Here is a 17249-nt window from a genome sequence, read left to right on the forward strand (position 1 = left end):
GCGTTTCCGAGGCTAGGCGGCCCACCGGAACGAAGCCCGAAGCAACGGCATTACCGGGAGAACAGCGGAACAAGGCGTCTTGCGAGAGTAATGATGGATCAGCAGAATATCGCGGCTGTGCGGCCCGTTTCCGCCGATCCCGCTGTCGCCTTGGCAAAGGCACTGGGCCAGTGGCCGTCCAAGCCGCCGCGGGCCAGGCTGCAGCCGCCGGCAAAACTCAAGCTCGACGCGCCCGCTGCCATCAGAACGACGGTTGAAGAACTGGCGCGCGATCTGGGCCTGCGGCTCGGCGACCAGAACGAATTGACCATCCGCCGCATCAAGCGCGGCAAGACCTATTCATTCGTCCGTGCCAATGGCTCGCGGATTCGCGATGCGCGCACCATCCGCCGGCTGCACGCGATGGCGGTCCCGCCGGCCTATCGCCAGGTGCGCTATTCCAGCGATCCGAGTTCGCATCTGCAGGCGGTCGGCCGCGATGCCGCGGGTCGGCTGCAATATCGTTATCACGCCGACTGGGAGAAGGTCCGCGAGCAGCGCAAGGCGCATCGCCTCGCCAAGCTGGTGGCCGCGCTGCCGAAGATCCGGCGCAAGGTCTCGGCGTTTCTGTCCGGCGACGAGCCGACGCGCGAGTTCGCGCTGTCGGCGGTGATCGAGCTGATCGCGCGCACCGCGATCCGGCCCGGCAACGAATCCTATGCGCGCCTCAACGGCACCCGCGGCGCCACCACGCTCTTGAAGTCCAACGTCACGCTGGAGGACGATTCCCTGGTGCTGACCTTCAAGGCCAAGGGCGGCAAGGCCGTGCGCAAGGAATGCGATGCGGCCAAGCTGGTGCGTGCGATCGGCATCCTGCGCGGCGTCCCGGGCAAGCGCATGTTTCAGTATCGCGACCGCTCCGGCGTGGTGCGGGCCGCCTCGACCACGGCGGTGAACGCGTTCCTGCGCGAGATCGCCGGCATCAAGATCTCGCTGAAGGATTTCCGCACCCTGATGGCGTCGGCGGTCGTCGTGGAATCGCTGTCGCGGATCACGCCGGCCACCAGCCAGCGCGGCCGCAAGCGCCAGGTGCTGGATGCGATCCGCGCCGCCGCCGACCAGCTGTCCAACACGCCGGCGATCTGCCGCAAGAGCTATGTCCACGACACCATCGTCACCGCGTTCGAGGACGGCATCCTCGAGCGCTTCGCCGCGACGATGGGAGGCTACCGCACCCAAAGCAAGCGCGAGCAATTGCTGGCGCAGGTGGTGATGGCGACCGGGGCGTAGGTCCGCGTCCCCTATCGTCGTCCCGGCGAAAGCCGGGACCCATAACCACAGCCGCCTGTGATTAGAATTCGCTGTGGCCCCAGCTCGTTTCAGCAATCGACATTTGGGGTAATGGGTCCCGGCCTTCGCCGGGACGACAGTAGAGTTGGACGAGACATCACAGCCCGCCCATCTTGCAGACGTATTTCCACTCCTCCGCGGTCACCGGCTGCACCGAAAGCCGCGAATATTTGACCAGCGCCATGTCGGCGAGCTTCTTGTCCGCCTTGATCGCGGCCATCGTCACCGGCGTCTTCAGCGGCTTGTCGGCCTTGATGTCGACGCAGACGAACTTGCCGGTCTTGTCGGTCGGGTCGGGATAGGCTTCCTTGATGATCTCGGCGATGCCGACGATCTCCTTGCCCTCGTTGGAATGATAGAAGAACGCCTTGTCGCCCTTCTTCATGTTGACGAGATTCTGCCGTGCCGTGAAGTTGCGCACGCCGGTCCAGGCTTCGCCCTTCGCGCCCTTGGCGACCTGATGGTCCCAGGACCAGACCGACGGTTCGGATTTCACCAGCCAGTAATTCATCGCAACTCACCCCGTTCGATTGCGCTGCAATCTACAGCGACGTGGATGCCCGCGACAAGCGCGGGCACCCGATCCAGAGCGTTTTCAAGCGAAGCCTGTCCCGCACTTGATGCGGGATGGATGCCGGTTCGCGTGAAGAAAACGCGTCAAATCAAGAAGCGCAGCACTCACTGTTTCAAATATCGATCGAAGAACCTGGCGATGTCGGTGAACGCCTCCTTGGTCTCGGGCGCGTCGGCGTTGAACTGGTACTGGGCGTGCGACTGCCCCTCATAGACATTGAGATCGGCGATCACGCCGGCGCGGCGCAATTTGCGATGCGTGCGAACCGTGTTGCTGAGGAACAGATCGCGCGTGCCCGATGTCAGGATGGTCGGCGGGAAGCCCTTGAAGTCACCATAGATCGGCGAAATGTAGGGATTCTTCAGGCTGGTGCCGTTTGCATAAAGCTTCGCCGCGCGGCCGAGCCAGCCGTCCCAGGTCACCAGCACATTGTCGACCCATTCATTGCTCGCGTAGCTGTCGCCGATCTTGTCGATATCGGACCACGGCGTGCCCGGCGCGATGGCGGCGGGCAGCGGCAGCCTCTCATCCTTCGCCCGCAATACCATCGCAAGCGTCATCGCCCCGCCGGTCGAGGTGCCGAAGATGGCCAGCCGGCGGTGCTCGTGCGATTTCAGAACCTCCTTCCAGACCGCCATCGCGTCGTCCATCGCGGCCGGATAGGGGAAGTCCGGCGGCATCCGGTAGTCGACCGAGAGGACCTTGAAGCCGCCAAAGCCCGCCATCATGATGGCTTCCGGCAACGCGGCTTCGCCGGGGCCGAACACGTAACCCCCGCCATGGACGTGGATCAGCAGGCGTCGCCTGTTCTCGAGCGCGATCTTGTTCGGGGTGACGATGTAGCAGTGCACGCCGGCAAGCCTGGTTTCCTCGACCTTGACGCCGAGCTTCGCCTTCAGCGCCGGAACACCCGCGATCAGAAGCTTGGCGCGGCGATCGATCAACTCCTTCCATTCCGCAGGGGTTTTGGGGTCGGCATTGAAATGCGGCGGATAGGGTGCGCCGATCATTGCCTGCATCTCGGCAGACACGTCGGCGGTTGGGTTGCCGATCGATTTGAGCGGCGCGACCCGCTTGCCGTTGTCCGCATTGGCGGCGGCCTCGCTCTTGGCAAGGTCGTCGTAGGTGGCGGCCGTTTGGGCGTGGGCTATGGCGGATGAGGCGGTGAATGCGACGGCGAGGCTGATCGAAAGGATGGCGCGATGCGGTTGACGCATGGGTTTTCCCTTGGGATCCGTTTTTCGATTTGTTGGACCGGGATCCGACGGTTCGCCGCCACGCTAGTATGCCGCGCACGGATCGTGAAGCTCCGCCACGCGCGACCGTGACGTGCGTTACTCCGCCTTGAACGGCCGCGTCAGCAGGCCTTCGATCGCTGCGTCAACGGTCAGCCGGTCGCCCAGGATCGCGGCGACCGCGTTTGACACCGGCATGTCGACCTTTTGCGCAGCGGCGAGCTCGCACAGCACCGGTGCGGTGAACGCGCCTTCGGCGAGCTTGCCGATCGGTGCGGCTTCGCCGCGCCCGAGCGCGAGGCCGAGCGCGAAATTGCGCGATTGCGCGGTCGAGCAGCTGAGCAGGAGATCGCCCAATCCCGACAGGCCTGAGAGCGTCTCGGTGCGCGCGCCGCAGGCGCGGCCCAATCTTGCGAGCTCGCTGAAGCCGCGCGTGGTCAGCGCGGCGAGCGCGGAGGCGCCGAGATTCTTGCCGACCACGATGCCGGCGGCGATCGCCAGCACGTTCTTGGCCGCGCCGCCGATCTCGACGCCGCGCACGTCGGTGGTGTGATAGGGCCGGAAGGTCGCCGAGCCGAGCGCCTGGACCAGCGCGCGTGCCAGCGCTTCGTCCCTGGTGGCCAGCGTGACGGCGGTGGGCAATCCGCGCGCGACGTCGTCGGCAAAGCTCGGCCCCGACAGGATCGCAGGGACGGCGCGCGGCGCGGCTTCTGCGATCACCTCGGTCATGAATTTATGCGTGCCGTGCTCGATGCCCTTGGCGCAGGCGATGACAGGCGTGTCGGGTTTGAGATGCGGCGCAAGATGCCCAACCGCCGCGCGCAGATGCTGCGCCGGTGTCACGGCCAGGATGATGTCGGCCTGTGCCGCGGCGGCGATGTCCGACGTCACGGCGATGCCGGGATGAAGCTGGACACCAGCCAGCCGCGGATTGACCCGCGTCGCCTGGATCTGCGCGGCATGCTCGGCGTTGCGCGCATACAGCGTCACCTTGCGCCCGGCGCGCGCCGCGACATCGGCCAATGCCGTGCCCCAGGCGCCGGCTCCGATCACGCTCACTGACATATGCGCCGGCATCAGGCGGGCCTGTCTTCGCTCCCTCTCCCCGCTCTTGCGGGGAGAGGGTTGGGGTGAGGGGCTTTATCCGCGAGCGAGCCGAGTGTTGAGACCTGTACCCCCTCACCCGGATTGCTGCGCAATCCGACCTCTCCCCGCAAGCGGGGCGAGGTGCGACGGTGCCTGATGCGCGCCCCGTCGTACATTGTTCAATATCCGGCGCGGCTGTTGGCGTAGCCGGCCGGCGCCTTGGCGTTGGCGTCGAGCAGCCAGCGCGCGCGCGGCGGCGCCTCCATCGTGTCGGTGAGGCCAAGCGCCATCCGCTCGGCACCGGCCCAGGCGATCATCGCGCCATTGTCGGTGCAGAGCGCCGGCGGCGGGATGATCAGCGTGGTCTGCGCCTTCGCCGCAACCTCCTGCAGCGCGCTGCGGATCGCATGGTTGGCGGCGACGCCCCCGGCCGCGACCAGCGCGCGCGGCGTGCCGAACCGCTCCTGAAACAGCTTTAGGCCGACGCTCAGCCGGTCCGCGGTCGATTCCAGCACCGCGGCCTGGAAACTCGCGCAGAGATCGCTGACGTCCTGCGGCTCCAGCGGCTCCAGCCGGCTGGCCTCATTGCGCACCGCCGTCTTCAGTCCCGACAGCGAGAAATTCGCATCGGGGCGGCCGAGCATCGGGCGTGGAAAGGCAAACCGCGTCGGGTCGCCGCCGGCGGCCGCGCGCTCGACCTCCGGTCCGCCGGGATAGGGCAGCGACAGCATCTTCGCCACCTTGTCGAACGCCTCGCCCATCGCGTCGTCGACCGTGGTGCCGAGCCGCACATATTCACCGACGCCGACCACGGCGACGATCTGGGTGTGTCCGCCCGAGGCCAGGAACAGGCAATAGGGAAACGCCAGCGCGCAGGTCAGCCGCGGCGTCAGCGCGTGCGCCTCGAGATGGTTCACCGCGATCAGGGGCGTATCGTGCACCATCGCGATCGCCTTCGCGGTGGTGAGGCCGACGATCACGCCGCCGATCAGGCCGGGGCCCGCGGCTGCCGCGACCGCCGACAATTGTCCGTAGCCGACGCCGGCCTCCTTCATCGCGGAGGCGACGATGCCGTCGAGCAGGTCGACATGGGCGCGCGCCGCGATCTCCGGCACCACGCCGCCGAAGCGGGCGTGCTCGTCGGTCTGCGAGCGCACGACGTTGGAGAGGATTTTCGCCTGCCCGTCAGCCTCGCGCTCGACCACGGCGGCCGCGGTTTCATCGCAGGTGGTTTCGATCCCCAGCACCAGCATCGGTGGTTCGTGTCCCAATTTCGGTCCTTGTGCTACGAGCATGATCCGGGCGGCCGGAACCGGTTTCCGGCAAGATGATGCTCATCAAAATGTCCGCTCCGGGGTAGCATTGCGAGGTCTTAAAGTGCAATCGGTCGCCAACGTCCAATTTATACGGCTGGAGGCCTGATACCCTGACAATCCTTGTCACACGACCGCATCCGGACAATGACGCGACGCTCGCGACCCTACGCCAGCGCGGCTTTGACGCCCTGTCGGCGCCGGTGCTGCGCTTCGAGCCGTTGCCGTTCCGCGGCGACGACGATGCGGATTATGATGCCGTCATCCTGACCAGCGCCAATGCGCTGCGCGCGGTCGATCTCGCGACCAGCCGCTTGCTGCGGCTGCCGCTGTTTGCGGTCGGGGCACACACCGCCGATGCGGCGCGTGCCGCGGGCTTCGACAAGCTGATCGTGGCGAAGGGCGATGCAGTCTCGCTGCGCGATCTCGTGCTCGCACGGGTCGAGGCCGGCGAACTGCCGGCGTCTGCGACGCTGCTCTATCTCGCCGGCGCCGACCTGTCGCGCGATCTTGCGGGCGAGCTCGGCGAGCGCGGGCTCAGCGTCGTCACCCACACCACCTACCGGATGGCGCCGGTGGCCGGCTTCCCGAGGGAAGTCAGCGACGCCTTCATGGCGAACCGGATCACCGCGGTGCTGCATTATTCCCGCCGCAGCGCGCAGGCCTTTCTGGACACCGTGCGCGCCGACGGGATCGAGATTTCGGCGCTCGCCTTGCCGCAATGCTGCATCTCGGCGGCCGTCGCCGCGGTGCTCCATGACGCCGGCGCGACCAAGGTGGTGGTGGCGGCGCGGCCGGACGAAAATGCCCTGCTGGAGGCGCTCAGCCGCACCCTGCGACCGAGACCGGAATAATTCTTTCGTCTGACCATGATGTTAGGCAATGCTCGGTTATTCGGATCGTGCTCTAAGAACCTGGGCCGATTCTGGTAGAGTATGCGGCCAGTAGTTTTGAGGACCCCCGCGATGGCTGAAGAAAGGCCAGACGACCCAGGATCTTCGTCGGATTCCCGGCCCAAGCGCGCGCCGCCGACCATCGATCTTCAGGCGACCGAAATCTCCAGCGAACCGTCGAAGGCGGAGGGGGCCGAGGAAGCCGCCAGGGAGGCTGACCAGGATGCCGGCAAGGCGTCCGCGGACGCGGCGACGCCTGAGGCCGAGCCCCAAGGCGACGCCGCACCGCAAGCGGAGCCGCAGCCCGAGACCGCCTCCGCGGCGCCGGACGCCGAACCGGCGCGGCCGGTATCGCCCTGGGTGGTGGCTCCGATATCCGGCGCCGTCGCTGCGGCCCTGGTGATCGGGGTCGGCTGGCTGCTCGGCTGGCCGGTCGTGCAGCCGGTCTCGGCGCCGCAACCCAGTGCCGCCATCGACGAACTCGGCACGCGCCTGAGTGCGCTGGAATCGAAAGCCGGCAGGCCGGTCGCGGCGGCCGCCGATCCCGCGGCGACGGCGCGGCTGGAGGCGCTCGACAAATCGATCGCCGCACTGCGCACCGAACTCGCCGCGACGCGGGCGCAATCCGACAAGCTTGCGGCGGCGGTCAATGACGCGAAAGCCGCGCCGCGCGATGGCGCGGCTGCGGCTGATATCTCCGGCATCACGGCGCGCATCGACAAGGTCGAGGGCGCGGTGAAGGCGCAGGGTGCTGCGATCGCGAGGCAGGACGGCAAGATCGCCGACACCAAGGCCGAGGCGAAGGCCGACGATGTGCCGCTGCGCCGCGTCGTCGCGGCATCGCTGCTCGACGTCGCGGTGCGTCACGGCGATCCCTATGCCTCCGCGCTCGAAGCCGCGAAGGCGCTGTCGGATGATGCCGAGGTGCTGAAGCCGCTCGCGACGTTTGCGACGTCGGGCGTGCCGAACCCGAACGCGCTGTGCCGCGAGCTGATCGAGATCGTGCCGAAACTTGCGCCGCCTCCGCCTGAGGCTGCGGCGGCCAGCGCCGGGCTGGTCGATCGTCTGAAGGCCGGTGCCTCCACGCTGATCCAGATCGAGCGGACCGACGGCACGGGGACCGATCGCGGCAGCATCGTCGCGCGCGTGACATCGGCCGCCCTGCATAATGACCTCGCATTGACCGAGCGTGAACTGAAGTCGCTGCCGCCCGCGGATCGCACGGCGGCGCAAGCCTGGCTCGCCAAGGTGGACGCGCGCCGCGCCGCGCTCGACGCGTCGCGTAAATTTGCCGACAACGCCATGGCGGCGCTCGCCACGGTCAACCAGTAAGTCTTTGCAATAGGTCTTTGATGATCCGGATCATTCTGTTCCTGCTGCTGATCGCGCTCGCTGCAGCGGGTGCGGCCTGGATGGCCGATCAGCCCGGCGATCTCGTGCTGAATTGGGGCGGCTTGCGCTTCACGTCCAAGCAGCCGATGTATCTGCTCGGCCTCGTCGTCGTCGTCGCGATGATCGCCGGCGTGATCCTGCGCGGACTCTGGAAGATTCCCGGGCACATCCGTCGCGGCCGGCGCGAGCGGCGTCACGCCCGCGGCCGCCACGCCATCACGCAAGGCCTGCTTGCGATCGGGCATGGCGATTCTTCGGCGGCGCGCGCGCATGCCGAAGTGGCGCGGCGCCACGCCGCAAACGATCCGCTGGCGCTGCTGCTGCACGCGCAATCGGCGCAGCTCGACGGCGATCGCGACGGCGCGCAGCGCGCCTTCCGCGCCATGGCCGAGCGCGAGGACACGCGGCTGCTTGGATTGCGCGGTCTGTTCATCGAGGCGCAGCGCGCCGACGATCCGGTTGCGGCCGTGATGATCGCCGAGGAAGCGCTGAAGATGTCGCCGTCGTCGTCATGGGCCTCGCATGCGGTGCTCGGCTTCTGCTGCGCCAAGGGCGATTGGGCCGGCGCGCTGTCGATCATCGACAACAACCAGAGTGCCGGATTGATCGACAAGGCGACCTATCGGCGGCAGCGCGGCGTGCTGCTGACGGCGCGGGCGCTGGAGTTCGAGACCGTCGATCGCGACCTGTCGCGCGCGAGCGCGATGGAGGCGGTCAAGCTGGCGCCGACGCTGATCCCGGCCGCCGTGCTCGCAGCGAAGTTCGAGAGCGAGGCGCATCAGGTGCGTCGCGCGATGCGCATCGTCGAGACCGCGTGGCTGGCGCAGCCGCATCCCGATCTCGCCGACGCCTATTCGCATGTGCGGCTCGGCGATTCCGCTCGCCAGCGCCTGGTGCGGGTCGAGACGCTGGCGGCGAAAACGCCGGGCCATATCGAGGGCGCGCTGGCGATCGCGCGCGCCGCGATCGACGCCGCCGAGTTCGCCAAGGCGCGCGCGGCGCTGGAGCCGTTTGTCGCGGCGCCGACGCAACGCGTCGCGCTGTTGATGGCCGAGATCGAGCGCACCGAGCATGGCGACAGCGGCCGGGCGCGCGCCTGGACCCTGCGCGCCGTGCGCGCACTGCACGATCCGGTCTGGACCGCCGACGGCTATGTCTCGGACCGCTGGCGTCCGGTCTCGCCGGTCAGCGGCCGGCTCGATGCCTTCCAGTGGCAGACCCCGGTGGCGGCGCTGCCGTCCGACAAGGGCCATGCGATCGAGCCTTCGCCCTTCGAGGAGGCGATGCTGGCGCCGCGCCGGGTCGAGCCGCCAAAGGAAGTCGCCAGCGAGCCTGAAGTGGCCAGGCCGGTTGAGCCGGTCGAGGTCAAGCCGGCCGAGGTGAAACCAGTCGAGGTCAAGCCAGTCGAGGTCAAGCCCTTGGAGCCGGCCGCGCCGACGATGCAGGACAACGCCCCGCTCCCGGCGGCCATCGAGGCCGAGCCCGCCCCGGCCCCGGCCGAACCCGCCGCGCCGGAACCAGCTCCCCCTCCGGTCGCCGAATCGGCGCCCCCGGCGCCGGCCCCCCCGTTCCGGTCCCGCACCGACCTGCCCAAGGCAGCGCCTGCGCCGATTCCGGCCGTGATCCCGATCATCCGGGCCCCCGACGACCCCGGGGTCGACGAGGACGGCCCGGTGGACGAATTTGCGGAACAAATCGGCCCGCCCAAGGCCCAGGTGGGCGGCTGGCGTGGGTTTCTGTCACGTTTGGGAAGCTAATTCGGGGTTAGGTAACGGCTGTATGGTTCGATAACCGCGTTGTCCTTGCCAATCGGGGTCATGCCCGATATCAGGTGGCCGCGTGATCCGGCCGTTGCCGAACGGTTCGCCGCAATAGCTCAGTTGGTAGAGCACGTCATTCGTAATGACGGGGTCGGGGGTTCGAGTCCCTCTTGCGGCACCATTTCCCAAGCCAGAAGTGAAGCTTGCTCCCAGCGCGCATCAATGCGCCCGGATACGACTTGCTCAGAGCGTCGAACCCCTCGCTCGCGCCGGTAGACCAAGTTCTAGAGGCGCTATTTCAAGGGGTTGGGCAGATGCTTCCGAAAATCGCCCACGTGATCATCATAGGGCTCTCTGAAGAAGAGCGCGGCAAGCTCGATGAAAGCACCCGCAAGATACTTCACTTCAGCGATCCTTCCTGGGAATACAAATCGTACGGCTGCGACACCTTGCAGGAAGCCGCGGCGATCGCGAAAGACATGGCGCGAGTCGATATCGTTTATGTTGCGGGGGGAGCTGAGTCCGAATCCATACCGTACGAAAAGTTCGGTCTCGAACTTGACTACGAGATACTAGGGGAGCTGATGGAAAATCATTCCAGCAAGCCGGTGGTCAGCTATGCGAGGCCTGATCGGCCGAACAAGCTCGCAACAGCGATCTTTGCGCTTTGGCGTGACCGCAGCAAGTCAACCTCAGCTTGACGGCATCGATGTTCTTCTCAACCGGGCTCGCTCGGGCCGCCCGCTGAAGCCTAGATCCGCACCCCACACAATCCGCTCATGATCGCGATCGCGACCAGGGCGCCGGCCACCAGCCCGCTCGCCCAGATCCGGTTGGCGAGCGTTGTGGCGACGCCTTGCGCGATCAGGACGCCGCGCAATCCCGATGCGAGATGGGCGAGTACGAAGAACACGCCGAGTGCGTAGTGCGGCACCAGGCGAATGCTCCAGGCATCGTGGATCAGGCCGGTTGGTGCACCCGACGCCCAGGCCCAATTGGTATCGATGTGGTGCACGGCGCGCGCCGAGACCAATGCGGAATTCAGATGGGTGACGATGAACGCCGCGAGGTAGACGCCGGAGCCGATCTGAAACACGCGGTATGCATCCGCGGGCGCCGAGCTCCAGCGCCAGGCGAGCCGCATCCCGACGGCGACCTGGAACAGCATCAATACGACGAGGATGGGCTCCACCACGGACGACCGATAGACGGTGCGCCCCGCCTTCATCACGGCGGCATGAACATCAGGTCCGAGCCAACCCAGCAGATGATTGGTGAGATGGAATGCGACGTAGAAAAGGATGATCGCTGCGGCGACGCCATGTGTCACGCGCCGTTTGGCGATCGAGGGCGCAATCGCGGCTGATGGTGCCGCACGTTGCGCCTGCTCGCTGCCGAACAGCACATAGAGACACGCGACGAGCCAGCCCGCGACCCAGACAAGCTCGTCGCTGACAGGGATGTGCAGCAGGCCGAGACCGACGCCGGTCAGCATGAACAAGGGCGGCGCGGCGATGCCGAGGTAGGCGAGGCGCCGGGCGCGCAGCGCGAACGATGACGGTGCGGCCTTGGTCATCCGGTACGCGCAGGCAAGACCCAGCAAGGGCGCGGCGGTCGCGGCCAACAGGCAAAGCGCTGCCAGGACCAGTCGCCCGAACGACACCGGACCGGCAGCGGGAGGTACCGCGAGATGAAATGCATCGAGCAGGAACGGATAAGCCATCGCTCCGGCCGCCGGAATCAGCCAGCGAAGCCTGTCGGCGGTCGTATTCGCCAAGCCATTGTCGGCGGGCCGCACGCGACCTTGTTCGAGTGCACTCACTGGGTTTCTCCGGAGTTCGGGCGTCGTGAAGGAGAAGGCCAAACCGACGAGTCTATTCCCAAGGCATCATCGGAGCTGCGGCACGCAAGCTTGTGCTGGACGCTGGCGTGCACGGGCGACGGCGTTGCGCCGAGACCATGTCTCAAGGCCAGAACCTACAGCGATACGGTCCCACCGATAGGACCAAGTTCCAACCATCGGACTGAACCATGCCAAGGTTCCTTTTGGCGTGCCACAAAATCCAGTCCAAGGGTGAAGACAGATTCGCCTAGCGGATTCACGGGTTGATCTTGTAAGCAGGTTGCCATGCAAAACACGGCCAAATCGCGGGCCGGAAGCGGACAGGGCGAGCGGCCAGATTCGCGGATCGCCGTCCCTGCCTCGAAGCTCGCCACAGCCGATCTCAACAACCTCATGCGGGCACTTGAGATCGATGTCGTCGCGCTCACTGAGATGCTGATTCCATCAGGCCATCGCGCCGAGATGGGGACGATCGATGCGCCGGCGGTCCATTACACCATTAGTGGCAGGGGACGAATTTCGATCGGCGATGGGCCTTGGATGTCGCTCGAACCCCATCTCCTCATCATCAAGCCTCCGAGCACCCCGTTCGTAATCGAAGTCGACGGAACCAGCGGCCCGAAGAAGCTCATCTCCCGCGATTGCTGGAAGCAGCATGACAGCGTGTTGCGTATCGCAACACCGACCGAGCAGCCCGAGATCATCCAGATCTGCGGCTTCTTCAACGCATCCTTCGGACAATCCGTCGGGTTGTTTCGCGAATTGCGCGAGCCCGTGGTCGAGAAGTTCGAGCCGACGGACAATATCGACCTGAAGCTTCGCGAAGCGGTCGGGGAGCTTTGCGTGCAGGAAATCGGTATGGGCGCCATGACGGCGTCCCTGCTAAAGCAGGTCATCATCGCCCTGGTGAGGCGGTCGATGAAGTCCTCCCGCAGCTGGACTGATCGGTTTTCGATTCTCGCGGATCGGCAGATCACGCGTGCATTCGCCGATATGGTGGCGCGGCCGGGGGCCGCTCACACGGTTCAAAGCCTCGCGCATAGCGCGGGTCTGAGCCGGTCGGCATTCATGGCGAAGTTCTCGGAGATCTTTGGCCGTTCGCCGATGACCATTCTTCGGGATCTCAGGATGCGGCAGGCGGCGCTCGATCTCACGACGACGTCAGCCCCAGTCGATGTTGTGGCCTACAACGCCGGCTACGAAAGCCGGTCAAGTTTCGTGCGAGCATTCCGCAAAGCCTACAACGTTGATCCTAGCGAGTACCGGCTGCGCGTGAAGGACGCTGGGAGTGATAAGGGCACTTGAGCCAAATACCGCCTCCGAGGCATCTCTCCCATCAAGTGTGCGATCTGGATGGGCGTGCCAATAGCGACTCCGCTCATCGATTGAAACTGTTCGTCGGGCTATCAGCGTTGGCTGAACTCGCTGCCCGACCGAAGAAAAAACTGGAAACAGCAAAGGCCGAAAGCAAGCCGCGTGGGCTCGTGCATGCCCGACGCTGCGCCCCAACCGGGCCTTTCCCGTTCCCTAGCCAGATTCGCGCACACTCGGCGCACTGATCCTCGGCGTTGGCCAGCTCTGGAGTCCAGAATGCGTGTCCGCGCGTCCAGGAACGTCCGCCGCGGGTTTCATCGCGCCGGGACCAGTGGCAACGTGGCTTTAGGAAATGCGCCGCGTCGATGGCATCAATTCAATATCCAAGGTCATTGGAGCCATCGAGTTTCGCCTTCCGGTTTTCGCTCGTCTGAAAAGGAGTTCGGAAGATGATGAGCTGCCACACTCAGGCAGGTGCACGATGAAGGCAATCGTTGTGACGGACCAAGCGGCGGGAACGGCCGGAATGAAGCTGGTGGAGCGGCCCGAGCCGCAGGCCGCGATAAACGACGTCGTCGTTGAGATTCATGCGGCGGGATTCACCCGGGATGAGCTGACGTGGCCCCCGACTTGGACCGATCGCCGCGAGCGTGACCGAACACCGTCGATCCCCGGCCACGAGCTGGCTGGAGTGGTCAGCGCCCTCGGCTATGGCACGGCGGGGCTGTCGGTTGGACAGCGGGTATTCGGTCTCGCGGACTGGTATCGCGACGGCACCTTGGCGGAGTATGTGGCCATCGAGGCGCGCAACCTCGCGCCGCTGCCGGGCGATGTCGATTTCACAGTGGGCGCGGCCCTCGTGATGCCAGGCCTTACCGCGTGGCAGGGGCTGTTCGATCACGGCCAGCTTCGGGCGGGGCAGAGCGTCCTCGTGCACGGTGCCGCCGGCGTCGTCGGTTCGATGGCAACCCAGCTCGCACGTGAGGCTGGTGCTTACGTCATCGGTACCGGACGCGCTGCCGGCCGTCAGACGGCTCTCGACTTCGGCGCACAGGAGTTCGTCGACCTCGACAACGACACTCTGGAAGATGTCGGCGGAGTCGATCTGGTGTTCGATGTCCTTGGCGGCGACATCGCGAAGCGGTCCGCGCGCGTGATTCGAGCCGGAGGAACGCTGGTGACCATCGCCGGTCCGACTGAGGCACGCCCCGCTGACGGCCGGACGATAGACTTCGTCGTCGAACCCGATCGCGCCCAACTGAGTGAGATTGTCCGGCCGGCGCGTGACGGACGAGTGCGGACAAACATCGGCAGCGTGGTTGCCCTCGACGATGCCGTTGCTGCCTTCAACCCGACCGAGCGGACCAGCGGGAAGACGATCATTTGCGCTCGTCCGTGAGCGGCGCGCGCCTATCGATGAATGCGGCCGGCCGGCTCTCAACGAGAGCGAAAGCACGCTCGTGCCTCAACCTATCACTTCACTCATAGGACCAACCATGACCAACGCTGTTATCGAATGTATCCTGAGCCGCAGCTCCACCAAGTATTACGACCCTGCCGCCACCCTGAGCGACGACCAAATCCGAGAGCTCGTGCGGTTCGGCACCGCCGCACCGACATCCTTCCACATGCAGAACTGGCGCTTCATCGCCGTGCGTACGCCTGAAGCCAAAGCCCGGCTGAGTCCGATGGCTTGGAATCAACCCGCGATCACCGACGCAGCCGTTACCTTCATCGTCTGCGGCCAGTTGGCCGATTCCAGCGTAATACCAGAGCGCCTGGCGCCGCTGGTAGAATCGGGTGTCATGCCGGCGAAGATGGTGCCGGAATGGGAGATCCCGGCGCGCAATCTGTACATGGAGTACCCACAACGCCAGCGCGATGAAGCGCTACGCACCGCCTCCTTCGGCGCGGCAGCGATCATCTATGCGGCCCGCTCGCTAGGCCTGGGTTCGACGCCGATGATCGGTTTCGACGCCGAACCGGTGCACCGCGAGTTCGGATTGGCGAAGGACGAAGTGCCGGTCCTGCTGTTGGCCGTGGGGCCGGAGCGTCCGGGAAACTGGGCGCAGAAGCCGCGCCGTCCGGTGGCCGATGTGCTGGACCTGGTATAATACGATCTACGGAGATTACTGATGGCTCGAACTGCATTGCCAACACCGGCTCAGGTGCCGGCAGCTTCGAAACCGACTCTCGATGGATTCACCAGGAACATCGGGTTCACTCCGAATATGATGACGACCTTCGCGCTGAGCCCGATCGCGTTCAACGCATGGGCTACACTGCTCAGCTCTTTGAGCAAGGCGCTTGACGTGAAGACACGTGACAGCATCGGCCTCGCTGTCTCCGAAGTGAATGGGTGCAACTACTGCCTGACGGTTCACAGCTTTACGGCCGAGCATATGGCCAAGCTGCCGGCTAACGAAATCATTCTCGCTCGGAAGGGTCATGCCAGTGATCCGAAGCGGGACGCCGCTCTCCAGTTTGCGCGCAAAGTCATCACAACCCGCGGCAAGGTCGGTGACGCCGATATGAAAGCCGTCCGGGACGCTGGCTACACGGATGCGAACGTCATGGAGATCGTCGCGCTAGTGGCCATGTACTCCCTGACGAACTTTTTCAATAACGCGTTCGATCCCGAGCAGGATTTTCCCGCCGTTGCGCCGGCTGGCTCGATCTGAACTCTATCCGATCGCATCAGCGTTTCCGAAGATGGTTGGAGGTTTCATGTGATGCGAGCGTGAGACCGGACAATTCATCTCGGCCGATCCGAACACCCGCTGCGCCCGCGCCGGGGCGAAGGTGAGGATGCGCCTGGCCGGCACAATCGAGCAACCCGGTCAACGTTCCGGTGCTCCCGATCCGAACCACGAATGGAAACAAGCCGGTAGATGCTGCGTCGAGGGCTCAAGCCTTCGCCGTCTTGCAAAAGGAGGGCTCCAGAGGGCTATGGAGTAAAGATAGTTCTCATCTTCACGTGGTGCGGCGCACCAGCCCTCAAACGCTCAGTCTGGAGACGGCATCTGCCGGCTCCTTTGCATGGGGTTGTTTTCGATATTTTGGTGGGGGCCGCAGCCGCCGGGCGCGATGGTGCCGCTCTCGAAGGCGCACAGGCGTTCAACGTCGTCCGGCCGTGGCGGACCAGCAGAGGGTGGCTGCGATCAGAAAGCGAAGCGCCCCTGGATCGGGTCCAGGGGCGCTTTGCGTTGAGAGTGCGTTTGCTGGGTTACTCGGCGACCGTCTGCACGACGTTGCCGATCGGCCGGCCCGTTGCGATCGGCTTCTCGGTCTTCGCCATCATCGCGTCGTATTCGGGCAGCGTCTCGAGCTGGGTCTTGGCCTTCATCCAGACCACCTTGTAGCCGCCGGCCTTGAGCTTGCGGAGCAGCGTCGGCAGCGCCTGCGCGGTGTGCTTCTGCAGATCGTGCATCAGGATGATGCCCTTGTGCTCCTTGTCGAGCTTGGTCATCACGTTGTTGATCACCTCGTCCGCGCTCTTGGACTTGAAGTCGTTGGAGTCGACGTCGACCGAGAACATCGCGATGTTGCGGGTGCCTAGGTAGGCGGTTGTCGCCGGGGTGTGCGCCAGCGCCGGGAAGCGGAAGAACGGTGCCGGGTTGGCGCCCAGCGCCAGCTTCACCGCACTAAAGCCCTTCTCGATCTCGTCCTTGGCCTGCTGCTCGGTCAGCTTCTTGCTGGCGAGATGCGCATGAGACCAGGTATGGGCGCCGATGGTGTGGCCGGCGGCGGCGACCTGGCGCAGGATGTCCGGGTGATAGGTGGTGTGCAGGCCGATCGGGAAGAACACCGCCTTGGTGCATTCATCGGCCAGCGCCTTGAGCACGGCGGGCGTGGTCGGCCACGGACCGTCGTCGAAGGTCAGCACGACCTCCTTGTCGGTCAGGAAGTCATACTGCTTGTACTGCAGGAAGCCGAAGCCCGGGCCGCCATTGGTGTCGACCACGACGGTGCGGCTGATGCCGAGCGCATCGGGATTGGCGCATTTGGGCGCGGCCGCGACAGGCGCTGGCGCCGGCGCCGGGGCAGGAGTGGCGGCCGGTGCCGCGGCCTGGGTGGCATCGGCGCGCTTCGACAGCGCGGCGGTCGTCTCGACATCGTCCCTGGCGGCCTGCTTTGCCGCCGCAGGCATCGGATCGGCCTTGGCCGCAGCCGTGGTTTGCGGAGGAGCCGCGTCGGCACGCGGCGAGGAGGTCCAGAACCACACGCCGGCGATCACGATCGCCGTTACAACACTGGCCAGCATCAGGCCCAACGCACTACGCATCGCTACACACTCTCTCGGAACTTAAGGATACGCCACAGCCGTAACGAGCGATTAATGCCAACAAGGTCTTAACGCGATCCCAACAAGGCGCCGGAAGGACAAGAAAAAGCGGGCGTTACCATGCGTGATGACCGTCACAGTCGGTTTCAAGCTTCTTCGCGGCACGGAAACGCTATAGAACCGGCGTCGCATTCCCTGGAGCCGTTTCCGCTGCGATGAAATCGG

At 65.5% G+C, this 17249-nt stretch carries 15 protein-coding genes and 1 tRNA gene; 10 read left to right on the forward strand and 6 right to left on the reverse strand.

All coding sequences use genetic code 11. The features are described from left to right. The first annotated feature begins 90 nt into the window (after positions 1-90). Entirely contained in the window at positions 91-1269 is a 1179-nt protein-coding gene (locus ACVIYL_RS09600) for a DNA topoisomerase IB (RefSeq protein ID WP_456778378.1), read from the forward strand. Between the two features lie 157 nt (positions 1270-1426). Here ACVIYL_RS09600 and ACVIYL_RS09605 read toward each other — a convergent pair whose 3' ends face one another. The 4 genes from ACVIYL_RS09605 to tsaD form a co-directional block, all read right to left on the reverse strand. Beyond that, complete coding sequence (locus ACVIYL_RS09605) at positions 1427-1840, reverse strand: EVE domain-containing protein (RefSeq protein WP_057021328.1); 414 nt, start codon at positions 1838-1840, stop codon at positions 1427-1429. Positions 1841-2007: 167 nt separating this feature from the next. Then, a complete protein-coding gene (locus tag ACVIYL_RS09610; RefSeq protein WP_456778379.1) occupies positions 2008-3120 on the reverse strand; it encodes an alpha/beta hydrolase in 1113 nt (370 codons plus the stop codon). Between the two features lie 117 nt (positions 3121-3237). Beyond that, the gene (locus ACVIYL_RS09615) at positions 3238-4215 is read right to left on the reverse strand and encodes an NAD(P)H-dependent glycerol-3-phosphate dehydrogenase (protein ID WP_456778380.1); all 978 of its coding nucleotides are present in this window, start codon (positions 4213-4215) and stop codon (positions 3238-3240) included. Between the two features lie 188 nt (positions 4216-4403). Continuing rightward, on the reverse strand, positions 4404-5477 hold the full coding sequence (tsaD, locus tag ACVIYL_RS09620) for a tRNA (adenosine(37)-N6)-threonylcarbamoyltransferase complex transferase subunit TsaD (protein WP_456781801.1): 1074 nt from the start codon (positions 5475-5477) through the stop codon (positions 4404-4406). A gap of 173 nt (positions 5478-5650) precedes the next feature. Here tsaD and ACVIYL_RS09625 point away from each other — a divergent pair, with 173 nt between their 5' ends. The 5 genes from ACVIYL_RS09625 to ACVIYL_RS09645 all read left to right on the forward strand — a co-directional run bounded on the left by ACVIYL_RS09625 (position 5651) and on the right by ACVIYL_RS09645 (position 10283). Beyond that, entirely contained in the window at positions 5651-6391 is a 741-nt protein-coding gene (locus ACVIYL_RS09625) for a uroporphyrinogen-III synthase (protein ID WP_456781802.1), read from the forward strand. Between the two features lie 111 nt (positions 6392-6502). Then, positions 6503-7762, forward strand: coding sequence for a hypothetical protein (locus ACVIYL_RS09630; protein WP_456778381.1), 1260 nt, complete (start codon positions 6503-6505; stop codon positions 7760-7762). Between the two features lie 20 nt (positions 7763-7782). Further along, positions 7783-9579, forward strand: coding sequence for a heme biosynthesis HemY N-terminal domain-containing protein (locus ACVIYL_RS09635; protein WP_456778382.1), 1797 nt, complete (start codon positions 7783-7785; stop codon positions 9577-9579). Between the two features lie 108 nt (positions 9580-9687). Continuing rightward, positions 9688-9763, forward strand: a tRNA-Thr gene (locus ACVIYL_RS09640). Between the two features lie 133 nt (positions 9764-9896). Continuing rightward, positions 9897-10283 (forward strand): hypothetical protein, encoded by a 387-nt coding sequence (locus ACVIYL_RS09645; RefSeq protein ID WP_156436600.1) that lies wholly within the window; start codon positions 9897-9899, stop codon positions 10281-10283. A gap of 50 nt (positions 10284-10333) precedes the next feature. On the opposite strand, the gene ACVIYL_RS09650 is transcribed toward ACVIYL_RS09645, so the two are convergent. Next, the gene (locus tag ACVIYL_RS09650) at positions 10334-11404 is read right to left on the reverse strand and encodes a hypothetical protein (protein WP_456778383.1); all 1071 of its coding nucleotides are present in this window, start codon (positions 11402-11404) and stop codon (positions 10334-10336) included. Positions 11405-11710: 306 nt separating this feature from the next. Between ACVIYL_RS09650 and ACVIYL_RS09655 the strand changes: the two genes are divergently transcribed. The 4 genes from ACVIYL_RS09655 (at position 11711) to ACVIYL_RS09670 (ending at position 15420) form a co-directional block, all read left to right on the forward strand. After that, positions 11711-12730: a helix-turn-helix transcriptional regulator gene (locus ACVIYL_RS09655; RefSeq protein ID WP_456778384.1), complete on the forward strand. Its 1020-nt coding sequence runs from the start codon at positions 11711-11713 to the stop codon at positions 12728-12730. Positions 12731-13220: 490 nt separating this feature from the next. After that, positions 13221-14138 (forward strand): NADP-dependent oxidoreductase, encoded by a 918-nt coding sequence (locus tag ACVIYL_RS09660; protein ID WP_456781803.1) that lies wholly within the window; start codon positions 13221-13223, stop codon positions 14136-14138. A gap of 97 nt (positions 14139-14235) precedes the next feature. After that, the gene (locus tag ACVIYL_RS09665; RefSeq protein WP_456778385.1) at positions 14236-14853 is read left to right on the forward strand and encodes a nitroreductase family protein; all 618 of its coding nucleotides are present in this window, start codon (positions 14236-14238) and stop codon (positions 14851-14853) included. Between the two features lie 21 nt (positions 14854-14874). Next, positions 14875-15420, forward strand: coding sequence for a carboxymuconolactone decarboxylase family protein (locus ACVIYL_RS09670; RefSeq protein WP_092087786.1), 546 nt, complete (start codon positions 14875-14877; stop codon positions 15418-15420). 545 nt (positions 15421-15965) lie between these two features. On the opposite strand, the gene ACVIYL_RS09675 is transcribed toward ACVIYL_RS09670, so the two are convergent. After that, positions 15966-17024, reverse strand: coding sequence for a polysaccharide deacetylase family protein (locus ACVIYL_RS09675; protein WP_076834987.1), 1059 nt, complete (start codon positions 17022-17024; stop codon positions 15966-15968). Positions 17025-17249 lie beyond the last annotated feature (225 nt).

Source organism: Bradyrhizobium sp. USDA 3315 (assembly GCF_054056795.1).

What these genes read in the sequence shown, in the direction of transcription:
- ACVIYL_RS09600 (WP_456778378.1), top strand. Translation starts at nt 91, where the DNA reads ATGATGGATCAGCAGAATATCGCGGCTGTGCGGCCCGTTTCCGCCGAT.
- ACVIYL_RS09605 (WP_057021328.1), bottom strand. Translation starts at nt 1,840, where the DNA reads ATGAATTACTGGCTGGTGAAATCCGAACCGTCGGTCTGGTCCTGGGAC.
- ACVIYL_RS09610 (WP_456778379.1), bottom strand. Translation starts at nt 3,120, where the DNA reads ATGCGTCAACCGCATCGCGCCATCCTTTCGATCAGCCTCGCCGTCGCA.
- ACVIYL_RS09615 (WP_456778380.1), bottom strand. Translation starts at nt 4,215, where the DNA reads ATGCCGGCGCATATGTCAGTGAGCGTGATCGGAGCCGGCGCCTGGGGC.
- tsaD (WP_456781801.1), bottom strand. Translation starts at nt 5,477, where the DNA reads ATGCTGGTGCTGGGGATCGAAACCACCTGCGATGAAACCGCGGCCGCC.
- ACVIYL_RS09630 (WP_456778381.1), top strand. Translation starts at nt 6,503, where the DNA reads ATGGCTGAAGAAAGGCCAGACGACCCAGGATCTTCGTCGGATTCCCGG.
- ACVIYL_RS09635 (WP_456778382.1), top strand. Translation starts at nt 7,783, where the DNA reads ATGATCCGGATCATTCTGTTCCTGCTGCTGATCGCGCTCGCTGCAGCG.
- ACVIYL_RS09645 (WP_156436600.1), top strand. Translation starts at nt 9,897, where the DNA reads ATGCTTCCGAAAATCGCCCACGTGATCATCATAGGGCTCTCTGAAGAA.
- ACVIYL_RS09655 (WP_456778384.1), top strand. Translation starts at nt 11,711, where the DNA reads ATGCAAAACACGGCCAAATCGCGGGCCGGAAGCGGACAGGGCGAGCGG.
- ACVIYL_RS09660 (WP_456781803.1), top strand. Translation starts at nt 13,221, where the DNA reads ATGAAGGCAATCGTTGTGACGGACCAAGCGGCGGGAACGGCCGGAATG.
- ACVIYL_RS09665 (WP_456778385.1), top strand. Translation starts at nt 14,236, where the DNA reads ATGACCAACGCTGTTATCGAATGTATCCTGAGCCGCAGCTCCACCAAG.
- ACVIYL_RS09670 (WP_092087786.1), top strand. Translation starts at nt 14,875, where the DNA reads ATGGCTCGAACTGCATTGCCAACACCGGCTCAGGTGCCGGCAGCTTCG.
- ACVIYL_RS09675 (WP_076834987.1), bottom strand. Translation starts at nt 17,024, where the DNA reads ATGCGTAGTGCGTTGGGCCTGATGCTGGCCAGTGTTGTAACGGCGATC.